This is a genomic window from Pseudomonas sp. URMO17WK12:I9, assembly GCF_900230165.1.
In the GTDB taxonomy this organism is placed as follows: Bacteria; Pseudomonadota; Gammaproteobacteria; order Pseudomonadales; family Pseudomonadaceae; genus Aquipseudomonas; species Aquipseudomonas fulva.
Window position 1 is genome coordinate 294,849 of the sequence record NZ_OCMQ01000003.1, and the last position, 20,095, is coordinate 314,943.

General features: G+C 63.3%; 18 protein-coding genes and 1 pseudogene. 8 read left to right on the forward strand and 11 right to left on the reverse strand.

From position 1 onward, the window contains the following. Positions 1-78 precede the first annotated feature (78 nt). The 4 genes from CRP40_RS09020 to pedF are packed head-to-tail and all read right to left on the reverse strand — an operon-like array spanning position 79 to position 3,176. Positions 79-1,011, reverse strand: a complete 933-nt coding sequence (locus tag CRP40_RS09020; protein WP_027914781.1) for a quinoprotein relay system zinc metallohydrolase 1 — start codon at positions 1,009-1,011, stop codon at positions 79-81. 39 nt (positions 1,012-1,050) lie between these two features. Continuing rightward, positions 1,051-1,815, reverse strand: a complete 765-nt coding sequence (locus CRP40_RS09025; protein ID WP_027914780.1) for a quinoprotein dehydrogenase-associated SoxYZ-like carrier — start codon at positions 1,813-1,815, stop codon at positions 1,051-1,053. A 9-nt stretch (positions 1,816-1,824) separates the two neighbouring features. Then, positions 1,825-2,691, reverse strand: a complete 867-nt coding sequence (locus CRP40_RS09030) for a transporter substrate-binding domain-containing protein (protein ID WP_097223511.1) — start codon at positions 2,689-2,691, stop codon at positions 1,825-1,827. Positions 2,692-2,714: 23 nt separating this feature from the next. Beyond that, positions 2,715-3,176, reverse strand: coding sequence for a cytochrome c-550 PedF (pedF, locus tag CRP40_RS09035; protein WP_027914778.1), 462 nt, complete (start codon positions 3,174-3,176; stop codon positions 2,715-2,717). A gap of 251 nt (positions 3,177-3,427) precedes the next feature. On the opposite strand from pedF, the gene exaA reads away from it, so the two are divergent. Together exaA and CRP40_RS09045 are read left to right on the forward strand one after the other, a co-directional pair. Continuing rightward, entirely contained in the window at positions 3,428-5,323 is a 1,896-nt protein-coding gene (gene exaA / locus CRP40_RS09040) for a quinoprotein ethanol dehydrogenase (protein ID WP_027914777.1), read from the forward strand. Positions 5,324-5,385: 62 nt separating this feature from the next. Next, a complete protein-coding gene (locus CRP40_RS09045; protein ID WP_027914776.1) occupies positions 5,386-6,045 on the forward strand; it encodes a pentapeptide repeat-containing protein in 660 nt (219 codons plus the stop codon). A gap of 14 nt (positions 6,046-6,059) precedes the next feature. On the opposite strand, the gene CRP40_RS09050 is transcribed toward CRP40_RS09045, so the two are convergent. Together CRP40_RS09050 and CRP40_RS09055 are read right to left on the reverse strand one after the other, a co-directional pair. Then, positions 6,060-6,698 carry a response regulator transcription factor gene (locus CRP40_RS09050; protein WP_027914775.1) on the reverse strand — a complete coding sequence of 213 codons (639 nt, stop codon included), beginning with the start codon at positions 6,696-6,698 and terminating at the stop codon, positions 6,060-6,062. Beyond that, a complete protein-coding gene (locus CRP40_RS09055; protein ID WP_027914774.1) occupies positions 6,695-7,978 on the reverse strand; it encodes a histidine kinase in 1,284 nt (427 codons plus the stop codon). The genes CRP40_RS09050 and CRP40_RS09055 overlap by 4 nt, the downstream gene beginning before the upstream one ends. A gap of 147 nt (positions 7,979-8,125) precedes the next feature. Here CRP40_RS09055 and CRP40_RS09060 point away from each other — a divergent pair, with 147 nt between their 5' ends. From CRP40_RS09060 to CRP40_RS09085, 6 genes are all read left to right on the forward strand, one after another. Further along, on the forward strand, positions 8,126-9,319 hold the full coding sequence (locus CRP40_RS09060; RefSeq protein ID WP_027914773.1) for an ABC transporter substrate-binding protein: 1,194 nt from the start codon (positions 8,126-8,128) through the stop codon (positions 9,317-9,319). 56 nt (positions 9,320-9,375) lie between these two features. Further along, a complete protein-coding gene (locus tag CRP40_RS09065; RefSeq protein WP_305955241.1) occupies positions 9,376-10,338 on the forward strand; it encodes a YVTN family beta-propeller repeat protein in 963 nt (320 codons plus the stop codon). Beyond that, positions 10,335-11,075 (forward strand): ABC transporter ATP-binding protein, encoded by a 741-nt coding sequence (locus CRP40_RS09070; RefSeq protein ID WP_027914771.1) that lies wholly within the window; start codon positions 10,335-10,337, stop codon positions 11,073-11,075. The genes CRP40_RS09065 and CRP40_RS09070 overlap by 4 nt, the downstream gene beginning before the upstream one ends. Beyond that, a complete protein-coding gene (locus tag CRP40_RS09075; RefSeq protein WP_027914770.1) occupies positions 11,075-11,866 on the forward strand; it encodes an ABC transporter permease in 792 nt (263 codons plus the stop codon). The genes CRP40_RS09070 and CRP40_RS09075 overlap by 1 nt, the downstream gene beginning before the upstream one ends. Positions 11,867-11,999: 133 nt before the next feature. Then, a complete protein-coding gene (locus tag CRP40_RS09080; protein ID WP_027914769.1) occupies positions 12,000-12,560 on the forward strand; it encodes a PQQ-dependent catabolism-associated CXXCW motif protein in 561 nt (186 codons plus the stop codon). Positions 12,561-12,616: 56 nt separating this feature from the next. Further along, positions 12,617-13,279 carry a response regulator transcription factor gene (locus tag CRP40_RS09085; RefSeq protein WP_027914768.1) on the forward strand — a complete coding sequence of 221 codons (663 nt, stop codon included), beginning with the start codon at positions 12,617-12,619 and terminating at the stop codon, positions 13,277-13,279. Here the strand turns inward: CRP40_RS09085 and nahK are convergent. From nahK to CRP40_RS09110, 5 genes and pseudogenes are all read right to left on the reverse strand, one after another. Beyond that, the gene (gene nahK / locus CRP40_RS09090) at positions 13,268-15,922 is read right to left on the reverse strand and encodes a hybrid sensor histidine kinase/response regulator NahK/ErcS' (protein ID WP_081728199.1); all 2,655 of its coding nucleotides are present in this window, start codon (positions 15,920-15,922) and stop codon (positions 13,268-13,270) included. The genes CRP40_RS09085 and nahK overlap by 12 nt on opposite strands. Then, on the reverse strand, positions 15,852-17,015 hold the full coding sequence (gene nosP, locus CRP40_RS09095; RefSeq protein ID WP_027914766.1) for a nitric oxide-sensing protein NosP: 1,164 nt from the start codon (positions 17,013-17,015) through the stop codon (positions 15,852-15,854). The genes nahK and nosP overlap by 71 nt, the downstream gene beginning before the upstream one ends. Positions 17,016-17,289: 274 nt before the next feature. Further along, the gene (locus CRP40_RS09100; RefSeq protein WP_027914765.1) at positions 17,290-17,703 is read right to left on the reverse strand and encodes a helix-turn-helix transcriptional regulator; all 414 of its coding nucleotides are present in this window, start codon (positions 17,701-17,703) and stop codon (positions 17,290-17,292) included. Beyond that, positions 17,700-18,473, reverse strand: a pseudogene (locus CRP40_RS09105) (HipA domain-containing protein); the annotation flags it as partial. The pseudogene CRP40_RS09105 and the gene CRP40_RS09100, both read right to left, overlap by 4 nt. Before the next feature lie 267 nt (positions 18,474-18,740). Next, positions 18,741-19,931: a porin gene (locus tag CRP40_RS09110; protein WP_027914764.1), complete on the reverse strand. Its 1,191-nt coding sequence runs from the start codon at positions 19,929-19,931 to the stop codon at positions 18,741-18,743. Positions 19,932-20,095 lie beyond the last annotated feature (164 nt).

The window sequence follows — 20,095 nt, forward strand, 5'->3', positions numbered from 1 at the left end:
CCGCCCTGGCTGCCAGCAATTGACCGCAATGCGCAAAACCCTAGTTCCTTGGTACAAGGGAACAGGGCCTGGCCGTTATCAGGGCCTCACATCCACCCGTTGCATCACCTGCTTTTCATAGCGTAGGTACAGGTGACTGACACTTCGAATCAGCTCATAGCGCGTCAGGCTGATCGCGGCAAACCGCTCGGGCACAGGGCTGCGGATCATCTCGACCATGTCGGCGCCCTGCTCGGCGCCTTCGCGCATCAGGCCATCCAGCCAACGCAGGTAATCGTGCATCTGGGCAAAGGGCCTGCTATCGCTTGCGACAGGGCCATGGCCCGGTACCAGTTGCTGCCAGGGCAAGGCCTGCAACGTGTCCAGGTCACGTTGCCAGACGTCCAGCCCCGGGCTGTTGGGCGTGGTCAGGGCACGCTCGTAGAACACCAGGTCGCCCGCGAACAGCACGCCGGTCGTTTCATCGAAAATGGCCAGGTCAGCGCCGGTATGCCCTGCCAAGCCCAACAGGCGCAGTCGATGCCCGCCCACTTCACGCCTGCCGGGTTGTACCACCTCGGTCGGCAAGACCACTTCGGTGCCTCGCATCCAGTCACCGACCAGACGGTACATGTTCTCGGCCATGGCATCGCCCTGCTGGCGCAACAGCTCGGTCGTACCGGCCAGCGCAGCGATCGGCACCTCGGCGAATGCCTGGTTACCCAGCACATGATCCGGGTGGTGATGGGTCAACAGGACTTCGATGACGGGCTTGTCCGTGACCCCGGCGATTGCCTGGCGCATGGCCTCCCCATAGCGCTTGGACGGCCCACTATCGATCACCACCACACCGGCGTCGGTCACGATGAACGCCGTGTTCACGACATTACCGCCGTTGGCCTTCTGGAAATTGTCGGTACTGCCTTCAAGTACCCAGGTGCCCTGGGCGATCTGTCGCGGCGCCAGCCGGTAGTCGAAGTCGGCCAGCGCCGGCAGGCCCACGCCCAGCAGCAAGAGCATCATCCATCGCATCAGGTACCTCCCATGGGCATGAAACCACGCCGGCCACGTTCAAGGCACGGCGGCTTCGAACCGATTGCCGCTGTTGTCCTGAAGCACCAGGCGGATAGGCCCCGGTGCGCGTACATCGAACCCAAGGCTTGGGTTTTCACTGACCGCCGGATAAAGCACCAAGGTCGCGATCTGCTGCCCGTGTTCATCCAGCAACTCAGCTTGGTTGATGAAGAACTCGGGAATCCCGCTGACCAGGCCATTGTCCATGGGGTGAGCGATCTGCAGGCGCAAGCGGCTGCCATCCTGGCGCCGATAGCGCCCCCCGAGCACTTCACCCAAGTGCTCCTCCCATCCAGGCTGGGTGCGCACCACGCTGGGTGCGGTGCACCCCCCACCCGCTGCGTCGACCAGGGCCGATCCCACATGCCAGGTGCCGTCGCGGGTCAGCGCCGCTGCGCGTAACGGCGTAGCCTGCTCGACCCGGATGCGCACCGACAACCAGGGCATGACCTGTTCCCCAGGTTCGAAGTCGACGATGCGCGGCAACGGATTGAGCTCGGCCCAGGCCAGAATCCGCACCACGTCAGGCAAGGCCCGAGCATCGATCTCCAGCGGGACCAGGCGAGCATCCTCGGCAAAAGGCGGCGCCAGCACCTTGACCCGATCATCGAAGACGAACGGCGCCTGGTTCAAGATCTGCTTGTGGTAGAACGCCCACATCACCGAAGGGACAGGGTCGGCATTGCTGGCAGGTGTACCGCCCAGCCCATGAGCCGACCCGCTCAGGATGCACACCAGCCCCAATCCCGCTCGCCAGTTCATCGTCCGCTCCTATTGGTACATCTCCGGGACTTCGTAGCGCAGCCCGTAGTGCGCGTAGAGCGCCTGCATGCGCCCCTCGCGGATCATCGTTTCCAGGGTTTCTTCCAGGGCATAGGCCAGCTGCCGGTTGCTTTCGTGCACCGCCATTCCGATTTCCCAAACCTGCTTGCCCAGGCTGGGGTAGGCGTTTTCAGCCACCTGCAGGTGCCGATCGCGGGCCTGGTGCAGTTGCCAATCCACTTCACCGCGCATGGCCATCACCGCATCCACCTCGCCCTTGCCCATGGCCGCGAACGCTCGCTGCATGCTGGGGTAGTGGCGCGCGCTGGCACGCAGTAGCCCGTCGAACACCGATGTCAGGTAGAACGAAGGCACGCTGTCCACCTCGACCCCGACCGGGTGACCCTCTAGCGCCGCGATACTACTGACCGCAGGCAGGCGCCTGCGATCGAACGCCACCTGCCAGCGCTCCTGCTGGTAAGGGCCGAACATCACCACCTGGCCGTTTTCCAGCTCGCCCAATTCGTTGCGCTTCTGGGTATAGGCCTGGTCGTAGGGCACGCGCATCATCACATCGGCCAGCTGCTGGTGACGCAGGGGGCTTGCTCGCCAGATGTAATCGCGCAGGTCGTCGTCGAGCTTCTCGCCAGGCGGTGCCCAGATCAGTTGCAGGCGTACGCCCAACCCGTCGGCCAGCGCCTGCGCCAGCTCCACGTCCACCCCACGGGCCTGGCCATGGTCCTGGAAACTGTAGGGGGCAAAGTCCTTGTAGACCGCCACCTTGAGCTCGCCTGCGGCGATGATCGAATCGTAGTTGCGCAGCTGCGCCTGCACCGGTGCATCCCCTAGCAGCAGGCCGGCAATGACGCAGAACATGGCCGCCCAGTGGCGCACGACGTTCATTCCTCCACGTGCACGCTGTCCAGGTAAGTGCGCACTGCCCAGAGCGCTTCCTGGCTCAGGTAGTCCGCCATCTTGGGCATGTATACGCGGCCATCGCGTACGGCACCGTGACGCACACGTTCGACGAACCACTCATCACCCGCTTCACCGACGTCGAGCATGCGCAGGTCAGGCGCGATGCCGCCGGACTTGGCTTCAAGACCATGACACGCCGCGCAGTTCTGGTTGTACGCCGACGCCCCGATTTCGACCGCCTTGTCGTGCTCGGGTGACTCGCGGTAAGGGTTGACCGCCGCCCAGCCATCGGCATCCAGGCTCACGCCGGCCTCCTTGATCGGGGTCAGCCCCTGGGTCTCCACCGCCTGCGGCACCACGTTGCCATGGGCCCAGGCCGACCCGGTCAACACGGCACCGGCCAACAGGCCGGCAGCCAGCACGACGTTGCGTTTGATTGTCATTGTTATGCCCTCACGGTTGCACGCAAGGCCTCAACCACAGAGGCCGTGCCGCCATCTTAGAAACCGCGGCGCCGGGGCCGTATGCTGCTTTGGTGGTCGGGTGCTCGTTCCTTGGTAGTAGGGCTTGCGACGACGTGCGAAAAGAGGTTGGCGGTGGGAAGTTTTCCCGGCCTCGGCGGGATTTTCTCCCTGTTGCGCAGCGTCCGGACGGACCACGCTGTGCGGGCCAAACTCCACAGGGAATTGCAACCATGACAACAAGATCGCTACCCGCCCCGTCTCCCCTGGCCCTGAGCGTGAAGGCCCTGCTGCTGGCCGCAAGCCTGGCCACCGGGACAGTGGCCACGGCGGCAACCACAAGCCCGGCACCTGCCAGCAAGAACGTGACCTGGGAAGACATCGCCAACGACCACCTCACGACTGGGGACGTCCTGCAATACGGCATGGGCACCAACGCCCAGCGCTGGAGCCCGCTGGCCCAGGTCAACGACAAGAACGTGTTCAAGCTGACCCCGGCCTGGTCTTACTCCTTTGGTGACGAAAAGCAACGTGGCCAGGAGTCTCAGGCTATTGTCAGCGACGGCGTGGTGTACGTCACCGGCTCCTACTCGCGGGTATTCGCCCTCGATGCCAAGACCGGCAAACGCCTGTGGACCTACAATCACCGCCTGCCGGACAACATTCGCCCGTGCTGCGACGTGGTAAACCGTGGCGCTGCCATTTACGGCGACAAGGTCTACTTTGGCACGCTGGACGCCCGGGTCATCGCGCTGAACAAACACACCGGCAAGGTGGTGTGGAACAAGAAATTCGGCGACCACAGCGCCGGCTACACCATGACCGGGGCGCCTGTGCTGGTCAAGGACAAGACCAGCGGCAAGGTGCTGCTGATCCACGGCAGCTCCGGCGACGAATTCGGCGTGGTGGGCCAGCTGTTCGCCCGTGACCCGGAAACCGGCGAGGAAGTGTGGATGCGCCCCTTCGTCGAGGGCCACATGGGCCGCCTCAATGGCAAGGACAGCACCCCTACTGGCAACGTCAAGGCACCGTCCTGGCCGGATGACCCGACCACCGAAACCGGCAAGGTGGAGGCCTGGAGCCACGGCGGCGGCGCACCCTGGCAGAGTGCAAGCTTCGATGCCCAAAGCAATACCATCATCGTTGGTGCAGGCAACCCAGGCCCCTGGAACACCTGGGCACGCACCGCCAAGGACGGCAACCCGCACGATTACGACAGCCTCTATACCTCCGGCCAGGTGGGCGTGGACCCCAGCACTGGCGAGGTCAAATGGTTCTACCAGCACACCCCCAACGACGCCTGGGACTTCTCTGGCAACAACGAGCTGGTGCTGTTCGACTACAAGGACAAGCAAGGCAAGGTGATCAAGGCCACGGGGCATGCCGACCGCAACGGTTTCTTCTACGTGGTCGATCGCAACGACGGCAAGCTGCAGAACGCCTTCCCCTTCGTCGACAACATCACCTGGGCCAGTCACATCGACCTCAAGACCGGCCGTCCCGTGGAAAATCCAGGGCAACGGCCTGCCAAGCCGCTGCCGGGAGAAACCAAGGGCAAGCCGGTGGAAGTGTCGCCACCCTTCCTGGGCGGCAAGAACTGGAACCCCATGGCCTACAGCCAGGACACCGGTCTTTTCTACATCCCGGGCAACCAGTGGAAAGAGGAATACTGGACCGAGGAAGTGAACTACAAGAAAGGCTCCGCTTACCTGGGCATGGGCTTTCGCATCAAGCGCATGTACGACGACCACGTAGGCACCCTGCGCGCCATGGACCCGACCACCGGCAAGCTGGTGTGGGAACACAAGGAGCACCTGCCGCTGTGGGCCGGGGTGCTGGCGACCAAGGGCAACCTGGTGTTCACCGGAACCGGTGACGGTTTCTTCAAGGCTTTCGACGCCAAGACCGGCAAAGAGCTTTGGAAATTCCAGACGGGCAGCGGCATCGTTTCCCCGCCCATTACCTGGGAGCAGGACGGGGAGCAATACATCGGTGTCACTGTCGGCTATGGCGGGGCGGTGCCGCTGTGGGGCGGCGACATGGCCGAACTGACCAAGCCAGTGGCCCAGGGCGGTTCGTTCTGGGTGTTCAAGATACCGAGTTGGGACACCACGACTGCTCAACGTTGACCGACAGCGGGGCGCGCTCCGGCTGCGCCCCGCCCTTTTGCGCCTGTCCAGGGAACTCGATCATGACCTTTCTACCACTGGCCTTGTTGCTGGCCATCACTCCCGCGTTGGCGCTGGCCACTGATAGCGATGACGGCGACACGCCGTTGAGCATCAACGGCTGCGTGATCGCCGAAGCCAGCCAATGCCCCGGCGCCAACCTGCGGGGCGCCAAGCTGGCCAATCAGGACCTGCGCAAGATGAACCTGGCCGGCGCCGACCTGCGCGATGCCGACCTGCGCCACGCCCGGCTGGACCTGGCCAATCTCGAAAAAGCCCGGTTGCAGGGCGCCAACCTGACCCGCGCCAGCCTGCAGCAAAGCAACCTGCGCCTGGCCGACCTGAGCAGTGCACGGCTGATGGCCATCCAGGGCTGGGGGCTGTTTGCCCAAGGCGCCCAGTTCACCAACGCCGACCTGAGCGCTGCCTACCTGCAATTCGCCCGGCTCTCGGGCGCCAGGATGCAGCAGGCCAACTTGCAGGCTGCGGACCTGGAAATGGCCTGGCTGAACAAGACCGACTTGCGCGGCGCGCATCTGAACGATGCCAATCTCCAAGAAGCCAAGCTTGGGCAGAGCAACCTCGAACAAGCCAAGCTGGAAGGCGCGCGCCTTCACTACGGCAACTTCCAGGACGCCAACATGCAAGGCTGCAGCGGCTGCCCAGCCACCTGGGAACATTGACTTCGAGCACTCGGCTAACCCGCTACACGTACCAGACCCAGGTCGATGCCCACGTGCACCAGTTCAGCATGGGAGCCGACCTGCAGTTTGCTCTTGAGCATGGTCAGGTGATTGGAGACGGTCTTTGCACTGATACACAGCTGCTCGGCGATCGACCGGGCCGGTGTGCCGCGAACCAGCATCACGAAGATTTCCAGCTCCCGCTGGGTCAGGCGTTGCAGCCTGGGATCACAAGCATCGTGCGTCGAGCTGCAGGCCAGTTGGGTAGCCAGCCCCTGCTCGATGTACGCGTATCCGGCAAGCACGCGCTGTACGGCCTCGACCAGAACCTGCGGGGCCGAGCTCTTGGTCAGATAGCCGGCCGCGCCGGCGTCCAGCGCCTGGCGTACCAGTGGCAGCTCGTCATGCATGCTGAAGAACAGCACCCGCAACTGCGGCAGGCGCTGGCGCAGGCGTCGGGTGGTTTCCAGCCCACTGATGCCGGGCAGGCCGAAGTCCATGATCACCAGATTCGGTACCTGCTCCTGCACGCGAGCCAGGGCTTCTTCACCGCTGGCAGCCTCACGCACCTGCATCGATGGCAACACGGCGCGCAGCAGACTGGCGTAGCCTTGGCGAACCACGGCGTGGTCGTCGACCAGCACGATATTCATGACACCTCCAGGGGAATCGTCAGGGCCAGTGCCCACCCGGCACCGGGACGGGTGAGAATGAGCAGTTCACCGCCCAGGCTGCGGGCGCGCTCGGCCATTGAATGCAAACCTACCCCGGGCCGCCCAGGCTGGCTGGCGCCGCAGCCGTCGTCGCGAACCAGAAGGCGCAGCCCGTTGGCGCCCCGTTGCAGGCGTATCCGCACCTGACGGGCGTGGGCATGGCGAGCGACGTTGGTCAGCGCTTCCTGCAACAACCGGTACAGATGCGTGCGTTGGGTAGATGACAGCGCCGGCAACTGGGCCCCGACCCGCAAATGACACTCGATGGCCTGGCTGGCACGCCATTGGCTCACCAACTGGTCGAGGGCTTCGGCCATGGGCAGGTGCTGCAGCGCAACCGGGTACAAGTCCCGTATCAAGGCTCGGAAACCGAACTGCAAGCCTGCACAGTTGCGCTCCAGCGTCTGGGTGGTTTGTCGCACCTGCTCAGGTTGGTGGGCACACAATTGCAACAGACACACCTGGGCGCGGATGCCGGCCACGTACTGGCCCAGGTCGTCGTGCAGCGCCTGAGCCAGCCGCGTGCGTTCCTGCTCCTGGACCGCCAGCAAAGCGCCAGTCAGTTGCTGGTTGTCGGCCTGGGCCTGCTCGATCGCCGCGGCCATCTGGTTGAAGTGCCCGGCCAATTGGCGCGCTTGCGGGCCACCGGTCACTTGCAGACGCACGTCCAACTGCCCTTGCGACACCTGGCGCAATGCACGCAGCAGCGCAGCCAGCAGGCGCAGCCCGCGCTGCACGGCCCAACTGATGGACAGCAGGCTCATGGCCAACGCGACAGCACATACCGCCAGCAGCTGTTGCAGCGAGTCCCAGACTTCATCGACCTCATCGCGTGCGTCCACGCTCAACGCGACGCGGCGGCCATCATCGAGTACCAGCATACGGGTGCTGTCGTAATGCTCGCCTGCCAGCACCGTGCCCAACCAGCCATCGAGCCCGGCCTCGGACGGCACCGCCGTTTTTTCAGGCTCGCCAGGGTTCAGCCAATGCACGCGCACGTGGCGCAGGTGCTCGGTCAGCACAGGTTGCAGGCTCGCCGGGTCGTGGCTGGCGGCTTGGGCCATGTACGCCATCACCGCTTCGGCCGACTGCAACTCCCGCTTCACATCGGCTGATGCCTGGTGCAGCACGACCCCCGCGCAGGCCAGGGTCAACACCGCGAAACAGCCAGCGACCCACAGGTTGATACGCCAGAGGGCAGACAGATTGACAGCATGCATGACCGGGCTCCAGGGCAACTGCTGCCATCCTAGGGCGCCACGCCAGCGCACCCGCTACTACCTTGGTAGCGGCTGGGCGCTACTTTCTGCATATTCCCCGGCCCCGGTAGGCTTTCTATGCTGGCGCCATCTGCCGTGGAGTGCGATATGCGCCAGCCTGCCCACCTTGTCCTGACTTGCCTGCTGACCTTGCTTGCGCCGACGGCCTGGGCTCAGAACGAAAGGGCCGACACACAGGCCGTGAGCCCCTTGCAGATCCGTATCGGCTACCTGAGCTATCGCCCTGACAGCGGCCCGCTGTTGTCCACTATCTGGCCTGAACCGAACGATGCCGGCCTGCAAGGGGCACAGTTAGCCGTTGCCGACAGCAATACCACCGGGCGGTTTCTCAAGCAGCAGTTCGCGCTGGTCAGCGCACGTGCCGACTCCGCCGAGCAACTGCTGCATGCCGCCCAGGCCCAGCATGGGGATGGCGTGCGGTTGTTCGTCATCAACGCGCCGGTCGCCAGCCTGCGGGCCTTGTCTGCGGCCCTGCCTGACAGCCTGCTGTTCAATGCCGGCAGCCCGGATGACGCCATACGCAGCGTGCAGTGCCTGGGCAATGTGCTCCACGCCCTGCCTGGGCGGGCGATGCTGGCCGATGCGCTGGTGCAGTTTCTGGTGCTGCGCAAATGGCAGCGCGGGTTGCTGATCGTCGGGCAGACCCCGGACGATGAAGCCTACGCCGCCGCGCTGCGCCGCGCGGCCAAGCGCTTTGGCCTGCAACTGGTGGCCGAGAAGCGCTGGACGTTCGACAACGACCAGCGCCGCAGCGCCCAGGCCGACATGCCGCTGTTCACTCAGGCGCGCGAATACGACGTGGTGCTGGTGGCTGATGAACGGGGCGACTTCGGCGAATACGTGCCCTACCAGACCTGGTTGCCACGCCCGGTCGCCGGCACTCAGGGCCTGACGCCCACCGGCTGGCACAAGACCGTAGAAACGTTTGGCGCCGCGCAATTGCAAAAACGCTTCGAAGCGCAGGCCGGCCGTTGGATGAACGACCGCGATTTCGCAGCGTGGATGGCCGTGCGCAGCATCGCCACGGCCGTCAGCAAGCTGCGCGAGGCCAAGCCCAGGGCCTTGCAGCAACTGCTTGTGAGCGAACAACTGCCACTCGACGGTTTCAAGGGGCGCAAGCTCAGCTACAGGCCCTGGAATGGCGAGCTGCGCCAACCCATCCCCCTGGTGCAGCCCAGAGCCCTGGTCAGCACCTCACCGCAGGAAGGCTTCCTGCACCCTTCCAACGAGATGGACAGCCTGGGATTCGACAAGGCCGATGTGACCTGCACTTACCCCTGACACGCCCACACAATAACAAGGAACCTGTCATGCGCCGCCGCCCCTCATCACGCTGCCTGCTGTGCGCCCGTCTTCTGCCGGTCGTGCTGGCCCTGGCCGGCGAGCCTGCTCTGGCCGCCACCGCCTGGGTGTCCAACGAGAAGGACAACACCCTGAGCCTGATCGACCTGCAGACCTTGACGGTGACCGACACCCTGCCCGTCGGCCAACGCCCGCGCGGCCTGCTGCTGTCGCACGACAACAAGCTGCTGTACATCTGCGCCAGCGATTCGGATCGGGTGCAGGTGATGGACGTGGCCAGCCGTATCCTCGTCAAGGAACTCCCGTCAGGCAAAGACCCCGAGCAATTCGCCCTGCATCCCAACGACCGTTGGTTGTACGTGTCAAACGAAGACGATGCCCTGGTCACGGTCATCGACACCGTTAGCGACACGGTGCTGGCCCAGGTGGATGTGGGCATCGAACCTGAGGGCATGGCCGTGAGCCCGGATGGCAAATGGGCGGTCAACACCAGCGAAACCACCAACATGCTGCACTGGATCGACACCCAGACCCAGACCTTGGCCGACAGCACCCCGGTGGACCAGCGCCCCCGTTTCGTGGAATTCAGCCAGGATGGCAAGCACCTGTGGGCGTCGGCAGAAATCGGCGGCACGGTCACCATCCTGGACGTGGCTTCGCGCCAGGTGCTCAAGACCCTGAACTTCGCCATCAAGGGCGTGCACCCTGACAAAGTCCAGCCAGTGGGCATCAAGCTCAGCGCCGATGGCAAGTACGCGTTCGTGGCACTGGGCCCGGCCAATCATGTGGCGGTGGTCGATGCCAGGACATTCGAAGTGCTGGACTACCTGCTGGTGGGGCGTCGCGTCTGGCAGCTGGCCTTCACCCCTGACCAGCAGCAACTGCTGGCCACCAATGGCGTGAGCGGCGACGTGTCGGTGATCGACGTGGCCAGCCTCAAGGTGCTCAAATCGATCAAGGTCGGCCGCTATCCATGGGGTGTGGTGGTCACGCCATGAACGCGCTGCACATTGATGGGGTCAGTTTCGCCTATGGTCAGCGCGCGGCACTCAGGGACGTGACCTTCAGCCTGACGCCCGGCCACTTCACCGCCTTGCTGGGGCCCAACGGCGCCGGCAAGTCGACCTTGATTGCCTTGATGACCTGCCTGTATGACGTGCAGCACGGCGATATCCAGGTCTTGGGTTATTCGCTGCGCCGTCAGCCTCGGGCAGCGCTAGGGCAGCTGGGCGTCGTGTTTCAGCAGAGCACGCTGGACCTGGACCTTAGCGTGGAACAGAACCTGCGCTATCACGCAGCGCTGCATGGGATGCCCCGGCGGGAGGCCCAGCGCCGCGTGGACGCCGAACTGGCCCGCCAAGGGCTGGGAGAGCGGCGCCGTGACCCCGTGCGCGAACTCAATGTTGGGCACAGGCGCCGCGTCGAAATCGCCCGGGCACTGCTGCACGGGCCCCGCCTTTTGCTACTCGACGAAGCCAGCGTTGGCCTGGATCCGCCCAGCCGGCAAGCACTCAACCAGCACGTGCGTAGCTTGTGCCACAGCGATCGGCGCTTGAGCGTGCTGTGGACCACTCACCTGCTCGATGAAGTGCAGGCGACCGATGACCTGGTCATCCTGCACCAGGGTCGGGTGGTGGCAAATGGGCCTGCCGAGGCCATGATGCAGCCCCACGGCGGCGATCTGGGCCGTACGTTCGCCTATCACACGTGTAACACGGCTGGAGCGCCCGCCTGATGAACGCCTATTGGTACTGCTTTAGCGGCATCCTCATGCGTGAAGCCCTGCGGTTCGTGCGCCAACGCACGCGTCTGATCAGCGCACTGGTGCGCCCCTTGTTGTGGCTGGTGGTGTTCGCTGCCGGGTTTCGTGCTGCACTGGGCATCGCCATCATCGAGCCATACGACAGCTACATTCCCTACGAGGTCTACATCGTGCCGGGCCTGGCCTGCATGATCCTGCTGTTCAATGGCATGCAAGGTTCGCTATCGATGGTCTACGACCGGGAGATGGGCAGCATGCGGGTGCTGCTGACCAGCCCGCTGCCCAGGGCCTTTCTGTTGTGCAGCAAGCTTTTGGCGACGTCGCTTATCTCTGTGCTACAGGTGTACATCTTCATCGCCATCGCTTGGCTTTACGGCATTCAGCCCCCGGTCGGCGGCCTGGGGCTGGCCCTGCCCGCGGTACTGCTCGTGGGGTTCATGCTCAGCGCACTGGGGCTGTTGCTGTCCAATGCCATCCGCCAACTGGAGAATTTTGCCGGAGTGATGAATTTCGTGATCTTCCCCTTGTTCTTTCTGTCGTCGGCGCTCTATCCGCTTTGGAAAATGCAGGAGGCCAGCCAGTGGCTTTACTGGCTGTGTGCGGTCAACCCGTTCACCCACGCCGTCGAGCTGGTGCGCTTTGCGCTCTACGAGCGGCTGAGCCTTCTGGCGCTGGCGGTATGCCTGACGCTGAGCATGCTGTTCACGCTGCTGGCTATCGTCACCTTCAACCCGCAGCACGCCGCCCTGCGCAAACCACGGTGAGGTGCCCCGGTGGACCGTGCGCTGCAGGGGAGGCTCGCCTCTACTACTTTGGTACTGCCCAGGGTGTCTATGGTCGCATTCACAAAGCCGTGGCACTGGCATGTAATGCGCTTATAACAAGAAGGAACAGACCATGCCACGTGCCCTCCAAAGGCTGCCCCTGTGCTTGCTGGCCGCCGCCTCGCTGAGCCTTCTGCTGGGCCATGCCCAGGCCGCCGCCCCACCGACGTTCACGCCAGATGGCTACCGCGCCACGCTGTACCGCAGCCCGACCCCGCCGCAGGTCGAAGGTGGCAAGGTGATAGACACTGCCGCGCTGCAATCGATGATGCGGGGGCATCCGGCCCCTGTCCTGATCGACGTCTACCGCCGCCAGTGGCTGCATGAACGCTTCATCGAAGACGAGCCCCACGCCAACCTGCCTGGCAGCCTGTGGCTGCCCAACACCGGCGACGGCGTGCTCAGCCCTGCCTGGCAAGGTTACTTCGAGCATCACCTGCGTCAGGCCACAGGGGGGCAGCCTCATTACCCTGTCGTCTTCTATTGTCGGTCCGATTGCTGGTTGAGCTGGAACGCGGTAAAACGCGCAGCACACCTGGGCTACACCAACCTCTACTGGTACCGCGACGGGCTAGACGCCTGGCAGCAGGCCGACCTGCCCGTGCAGACGGCCCAGCCAGCAGCGTTTCCCTGACAGCTTGCTTGCCCCTGCGCGCTTAATTATTCAAACAAGAACAAGGTGAAAAGGCCATGTACAAAATCTTGATTGCCGACGATCACCCGCTGTTTCGCGAAGCGATCCACAACGTCATCAGTGACGGGTTTCAGGGCAGTGAAATCATGGAAACCGCCGACCTGGACAGTGCGCTGACGCTGACCCAGGACCATGACGACCTCGACCTGATCCTGCTCGACCTGAACATGCCGGGCATGCATGGCCTGAACGGGCTGATCACCTTGCGCAACGAGGCACCTACCACCCCGGTGGTGATCGTCTCGGCCGAGCAGGAGAAGCAGGTGGTGCTGCAAGCCATCACCTACGGTGCGGTGGGCTTCATCACCAAGTCCTCGCCGCGCGCGCAGATGATCGAGGCGATCGAGCAGATCCTCAACGGCAACGTGTACCTGCCGCCGGATATCATCCGCGCGCAGAAAAGCAGCAGCCGCCGCCTGAGCGATGCCCCAAGCTTCCCGCCGGAAATGCTCCAGGCCCTGACGCGCAAGCAGTTGCTGGTGCTCGAACGCATGACCAAGGGCGAATCGAACAAACAGATCGCTTATGCCTTGGACATCGCCGAAACCACCGTCAAGGCCCACGTCTCGGCCATCCTGCGCAAGCTGAACGTGCACAACCGGGTGCAGGCCATCCTCAGCGCCGGCGACATCGACTTCGCTGACTATCTACGGCGCTGACCCCCAAGGGGCCCGGGAGGCCAGCAAGTGGCTCATGGCGGTCTTGAGTTTCATGGGCCGTACGGGCTTGTGCATCAGCGTATGGCCTCGCTCACGGATCTGTTGCTTGAGTTCATTGCTGTAGTTGGCGGTGATCATCAGCGCAGGCAGCGGCCGGGCACGGCGGGCATTGATACGTGCCACGGCGTCGACGCCAGTGCAGTCGTCATCGAGGTGATAGTCGGCAATCAGCAGGTCGGCATCGGCGTGGTAGTTCTCCACCTGACGGGCCAGGTCCTGCTCCGACAGTGCCGTGATCACGCAACAGCCCCAGCCTTCGAGCAGTGTGCGCATGCCGGCACAGATGGCAGCGTCGTTGTCCAGCACCCACACCCGGGCCCCACGCAGGCACTCGAGCATCGGCTGGCATACGGCATGCTCGGGCCGTGCAATCGGGACGGCGGTGCTCATCGGCACTTCCACGGCGAATACTGACCCCTTGCCGGGCCAGGAGCGCACGGCAATACGGTGGCCGAGGATGCCGGCAATCTTCTCGACGATGGCAAGCCCCAGGCCCAGGCCGCGATCCTGATCCGGCCGCTGCACGGCGCCACGCTTGAATTCCTGGAACATTTCCTCCAGATGCTCCTCGGCAATGCCGATACCGGTATCCCACACCTCGATGCGCACGCAACCTGCCTGGCGGCGACAGCCCAGCGCCACGCGCCCGCTGGGGGTATAGCGGATGGCGTTGCTGAGCAAGTTGCGCAGGATCCGCGCCAGCAGCTGAATATCGCTGCGCACCACGACCGAGCAGCTTACGAAGTGCAGGGCCAGCCCCTCGCTGCGGGCGACGTGGGCATACTCTGCCGCCAGGTTGTCCATCAGTTCCGCCAGGGCGAAGGGTGCCACGTCGGCTGTGATGACGCCGGCATCGAGCTTGGAGATGTCCACCAGCGTTCCCAGCAGGTTCTCGACGTCTTCCAGGGAGTTGCTGACATTACGCACCAGCTGTGCACTGGCCAGCGGATCGCGGCGCTCGAGCAAGGCGCTGGTGAACAAGCGCGCCGCGTTCAGTGGCTGCAGCAGGTCATGGCTGACCGCGGCAAGGAACTTGGTCTTGGACAGGTTGGCCTGGTCAGCCTCGTGCTTGGCCTCGCGCAAACGCGCCTCGGCACGTCGCCGTTCTTCGATCTCCCGTAACAACTGTTCGTTGAGGCTGGTCAACTCGGCCGTACGCTCACGGACCCGCAGCTCCAGGTGCTGATAAGCCTGGTGCAGCGCCTGGGCGGTGTTGCGCCGTTCGGTGATGTCACGGATCAACACGAAGATACCGACCACCTCGCCAGAGGCCAGCCGATTGGGCACATAGGAGCGCAGCATGTGGCGCTCCTGGCCGTTGATGTTGGTTTCCGGAAATTCGAACGTGACGCTCTCCCCTGCCAGCGCCCGCGCCACATAGGCTTCAAGGCGCTGATAATGCTGCTCGCTATGGGCCTGGCGCAGGCTCTGGCCCAGCATCAGCCCTCTGGGCCAGCAATACCATTGCTCATAGACCTTGTTGGTGAACTCATACACCAGGTCGGCGTTGAGGTAGGCGATAAGTGCCGGCACATGGTCAGTGATCAGCCGGATCCAGCGCTCGCTTTCGCTGAGGGCCTCGGCATGCAGGTAGCGTTCGGTGATATCGGTAAACGTGTTGACGAATCCGCCAGTGGGCAGTGGATGCGTGCGGATCTCCAGCATGCGCCCGTCGAACAGGCGTTGCTCGCACTCGTGCACGATACGCCCGTTGTCGTCGCGGCTTTCGGGCGTGAGCAAACGCAGCTCGCTGTCGGCAATCACGTCGGCGAAGGGACGGTGCGCAGCGACCGGGGCCAGCCCGCTCAGCTCCAGGAACCGGCGGTTCCACAACTCCAGGACACCGTCCGCGTTGACCATGGCCACGCCTTGGGACAGGTTGTCCACCGCCCGCTGCAACAGGTGCGATTTCTGCGCCACCGCCTGTTCCCTGCGCAGGGTTTCGCTGAGTTTGACCTCGGTGATGTCGGTGAACAGGATCACCCGGCCACCCTCGCAGGTGGGGCGCTCGTTGACCTGCAGCCAGCGGCCATTGTGCTGTCGGTACAACAGATGTTCGTCGGCAGGGCCGCGCGGATCCTCGCTGAACAGGCCGCTGCTGGTCATCAGCCTGCGCACGTCGACCAGGCGCATGCCGGGAATGATGCGCACGCGGCGGTTCTCCCAGAAAGCCTTGAAGCGGCTGTTGCACAGCACCATGCGCAGGTTTCGGTCGAACAGGATGAACGCGTCGGAAATGCTTTCGATGGCATCGATCAGGTGCTGGTGCGCGGTTTCAGCGCGCAGACGTGCTTCGCTGAGCAGTTGGTTGCCCGCCTTGAGTTCGGCCATGGCCTGGTTCAACGCATCAGTGCGCTCGCGCACCTGCTCGGCCAGCACCACCGAATGCTGGAACGCCGCATAGGGATCGCTGCCGCGCGTGACACCCGACTCGATGCGCTCGATCAGCGCGGCGTTGATCCGTTGCAGCTTGCGGTTTTCATAGCGAAGCTGCGCCAGTTCGGCCTGCACGTCATTGCCCGGGGCGGGCTCGGTTGCGGGCAATGGCAACCCCGGTGAAGGTCTGGTTGATGTGCATACCATTGAACTGTTCTCCATAGGTGTTGAAGCCCATCACCCGCTGCTCGCGCAGAAAATCACCCACCGCCGCCAGGCCTTGCTGGGTCTCCAGCTCCAAGCGGCGCAAAAAACAGTCGCAGCCGATGGTGAGCATCAGCGGACCCAGGCGTTGCTGCAGGCCATCGAACAGCTGCTGCAGGTTCGGCAGCAACGGGCCGGGTGTCATGGGCGTGAGCACAATGCCGTTCTCTACCGCACAGTAGAAGCTCAGGCTCAGATCGGCATGCACCTGCTGGATGGCCCGCACGTAGTACCGGTTGTGCATGCGCACGGCCAGCGGGTGTGCGGCAAACAGCCTGTGGTCCAGGGCGCTGACGGGCACCCCGATATGGCGTGCATATTCTTCGGCCGCAGGCTCGGCATTGAGCTCATACACCCGTCGCTGGGCGCTGTCGGCGCCGGTGACCACCAGTTTTTCCTGCCGTGGCTCAAGGTGGTGGGTGGTGAACACTTCGAAGTCCAGCCAGGTATTGACCAGCACCACCACGGCAGCACCGTGGTGAAACGCCCCGCCATAGAAGACGTGGGTCCGTGTCAGGTAGTTGTCGTCCCCGGCCGAGCCGCCAAAATGCGGGATATCGCCCAACGCTGCGCTCAGGGCCGCCAGCACCGTCTCTTCACGGCTGGACAAGCCATCGAGCAAGGTCAAGGCGAAGCTGTGTCCTTTGATCTGGGCCAAGGCGTTGCCGCGACAGCTGCCGACCAACCGCTCGACCATCTGCTGGGCGTCGATCAGGCTGAAACGCTCCATTTCGTCGATCAGTTCGGTGGCGATGGAAAAATGCCGGTGATCAAAACCTACGGCCGTCACGCAACTGCGCCCATAACCCAGCGGCGTGATTTCCCCCGCACTGGTGCACCCGACCAGCGGGATGCCGCCAAAGCCTTGTTCAAGGGCCTGGCCCAAGGCCTGCAGGTCGTACTCGGCGGTGCAGAAGAACAGCACGAAGCCCAAGTGCGGATGCAGCAGTTGCCGCGCCAGTTCCTGAGCCGCCACGCGTGCATCGCTGGCCTGGGACATGGCGCTGACCACGCCCTCGTTATGTGCCTGCTGCATCGGGGTCTCCGGCAAGGGCTGGCTGAGCGGTGAGTGTACGAAGCATGGGCCAGGGTTCGAATGCTACTTGCGTAGCGGGTGCACGCGTCGATGGGCGTAGTGGTGAGCTACTGACGCACGCTATTGCTGGAGGAGGCGAATGCCCTGGGTGGCCCAGAACGTCCGGTAGCAGCACTGCCCGAGCCTCCATGCACTGGCGAAACGATCCCCGCACCATCGCAAGATCATCCAGGCGGTCGTCAGAGCGCCTCTCGCACGCTCAGCTACCGCCCTTTCACTGTCCGTCGTCGCGTGACGGCAATTTGGGCGTTTCCTGCTTGGATCCTCCCCGTTTTGCCTTAGCTGCCGCAGGGCTTCTTCCTCGTTTCGGTTCAGCCTGTGCGGGTGTATCGGTCAACGACACCGGGTTAATTCCCCCCCGGGGATTGAGCACAATACCCATCCGCAGCCCAAAAAGACGCAGCACAGCCTCCAGGGTGCCGAGTTTGGGGTTGGATTTCCCACTTTCGAGTTCATACAAGCTTTTCGTGGACATCTTGCACATCGTTGCAAAGGTCTCCTGATCCAGACCGGTGACTTCGAGCCGCAAGCGGCGGATGGATGCTCCGATCGAATCAAGCCCCAAGGCGTTGCGCTGGGCGATCTCCTCCACAAGCTGAGCACGCTGTTCGGGCTGTAATTTTTTCATCTCAACCCCCACTGTGCGAGTCGCTTGTCCAGGTCATTGACCGGCAAAGAGGCTGCATTGCGTACCGACTCGGGGACACCCGTCAGCAGATCGGGCAACGCCCTGAAGCCATCAGCCGCATTCATCAACCGTTGCAGCAGCACATCGGGATCGGTGTAACCGGCCAGTTCAGCGCAATTGTCCCTCCAGTTGGAGGAACCCTTGCGCTCGGCCACCCACTTCGTCGTCCGTGTGACGCCCTCTTCGTCAAGGATCATTGGCGCAAGGTCATAGATCGGGGCCAAACGAAACTTTCCATTTTCACGGATGATGGAGATGTTTCGTCCGTGGTTATCGGTATTGCCCAGAATGCGATTGAGCAGATCGCGCCGTACGTACTCGAACACCAAGTCCTCTATCTCATCCTGCTGGCCGTTGTGGGTCCACAGCTCCACCAATCGGTGAACGACTTCAGCATGGGCCATCACCTGCCCATAACCGGTAATGCCGCAGATTGAATACACCGACTCCAGTGGCACCCGCTCCACTACGCCATTCACGACTCGGCGATCAAAGCGCGGCATCCACAGGCTGGGCTTGACTGCCTCCTCGAGCATCAAGCCCTCAGTGGGAACCGTATCAAGTCCCAGGGCCGCCACCGCGTTGTAGTAATGGAACTCGGTGCGCAGGATATCGTTATCGCGCTCACTCCCTTTATTGCGCGCGAACTTGATCAGCCAGTGTTGACGCGCTTGGTTATCGGCAAGCATTGCATCAGCGTATAGCGCACCGTCGCGTACGGGTCAATAACCGGTAAAAAAATGCTGACTAACTGCATGGGTCTAAAAAAATCGGCACTAAACTGCTGGCTTTATTAGCTTGCCGGAGGAATTTGATGCTGTCCTGACGACTGGGAAACGTCCGGCAGGCAAGTGAGCGTCACATCGTTGTGCGTGCAAGCATCATTCGGCGGCGGCGCTGCCCCGCTGTCAGGGGCCTGACCTGAAGGTTTCGAATACCGCGCAAGCCCCGTTGAACACGGGGCCTGCGCCACATCGCTACCACGTCAGCACCGCACCCACGGCAAACGTATCGGTGTCTTCGTTCTGCTCGCGAGTCTCATGGCCCTCAATGGAAAACTGGTTGTACTCGGCCACCAGCTTGAGGTTGTCGTTGATGTCATGGAACAGCGCCACCCCGCGGGTTTGATAATCGGCACCGCTGCCTACCGCGCCGTTGCCGTCGTCCTTGGTCTTGCCGTAGGAAAGCGCAACCCGGTTCTTGCCGACCTTGTAAGAGGCTTGCAGCAGGTAGCCGTCGCTGTCCACGTTGCGCAACACCGGTTCGCCGGCATTGTTGGTGAAGAACGGGTTGATGCCCTTGGCCTGGAAGCCGGACCCGGTCAGGGACAGCCCGCCCAGCTTGGCCTGCACGCCATAGCCAAGCCCTTTTGAGGTGACAGACCGCACCGCGTCGTCAGTGTTGTCGGAGGTCTGGTAGCTGCCGTTTAGCCAGCTGTAGATGTGTGCGCCTGCCAGGTCGAACTGGTACGTGATCTCGGACTCGGTGCGGGGGTTCTTCTGGTAGGCCTTGCCCGTGGGGCTGCTGTCATTGGTGTCGACCGGGTCCATGATCCCCACGGCGATACGCAGCCCCTCCATGACCGGGGTACGGTAGGTGATTTGCGAAGTCGGGAACGGATACGGGTAGCCGCTGCCGATGTTGCCGAACGACACACCCCCGCCATCGACAAGGCCCAGCGTGTCACTGACCTGGCCGTAACCGGCGAGCAGCTCGTCGAGCAGGATGTTCGAGCGGGCGAACAGCCCGAAATCCTTGCCGATGAGCACCTCGCCCCATTCAGGGTTGGCCACAGTACCGTAGAACTGCCGGACATCGATGGCCGTGTCGGTACCCGTGCTTTCGCTGTCGTTGATGGTGACCCAGAACGAGGCACGGGCACCGAGCTTCAGGTCATTGACCTGCTTGCCCATGTTGAACCCCAGGTAATTGGGCAGAAAGCCCATCTTCACCCGAGACTGGCGGCGGTCGAACTGCTCACCTTCACGGTCGACCTTGCTGTTGACGTAGAACGCGTTGATATAGCCGTCGGTGGAAAAGGTGGTCTGGTTCTGGTCGTACAGCATGATCTCGGCTTGCGCCAGGGAACTCAGGCTGACAGCCGCAAGGCTGGCGATGGCAACTGCCAGGTAACGAGGCCGCAGAGACTTGTTTTTATTGTTGTGCATGGCGCGCTCCAAACGGGGGACAGAGGGTCGGAGGCGATTATCGAAAGGTGGGTAGCGGTCAGAAACGCTGCTTTGGCGCAGCATCGAGCCTGCTTGCGAAGGGCGTGCAAGGCCCGGTGGTTTGGGACCACTACGGGCTAGGCCGGGTCGTGCGACCTAGGGCT